Source organism: Polaromonas sp. P1_G2 (assembly GCF_056405515.1).
In genome coordinates, this window is record NZ_JBFUBY010000647.1 from 1 (window position 1) to 665 (window position 665).

The following is a 665-nucleotide window of genomic DNA, read 5'->3' on the forward strand; positions in this document are numbered from 1 at the left end:
GTTCTGGCGGCTCGGCTGCGACATTATCGGCCTCAACGGACGGCGCGACAAAATCCTTTTCGATGAGTTCCTGCTCGGCCGCGAGAAGGAGGCGCCCAAGGCGGTCCTGACCGGCCTCCACCGCGGCAAGCCGGGCGAGCGGGTGGTGACCGAGCGTCGCAAGATGGTGTTCTGCGAGCAAATCATCGTGCCGGGCATCCGCAAGGACCGCTCGCACATGTTTTCGCTGCTGGCCAAACTGGCGGAAGCCAATCCCGAATGGGATGTCGCGATCAAGCCTCGCATCGCCAAAGGCGAAAAATCCTTCCACGCCTCGATCTATCATCCCGCCGATTATTTCGACAAACTGTCGATCCCCAACCTGACGGTCGACTATCGGCCGCTCGACATGCAACTCGCCGAAGCCTCGCTGCTTGGTACCGTCTCGTCGACGGCCGTGTTCGACGGCCTCAATCACGGTGTTCCCTTCTTCACCATCGGCAATTTCGGTGTCTCCAACAAATATGGCACGCATGTCTTCGTGCCGAGCGGGGTCATGGTCAACCTGCGTCCCGACCATAGTCTCGACAGGCTCCTGGAAATGCAGGTCTCGCCCGCCTGGCTCGACTGGGTCGGCTATTCACCCGCCTATACGTTCGATGCCATGGTCGATGCGGTCGAACAGC

General features: G+C 60.6%; 1 protein-coding gene. It reads left to right on the forward strand.

Annotation, left to right across the window (positions count from 1 at the left end):
* Positions 1-665, forward strand: a 665-nt coding sequence (locus AC1D0P_RS26715) for a DUF6716 putative glycosyltransferase (protein ID WP_477679490.1), incomplete at both ends; no start/stop codon positions are given.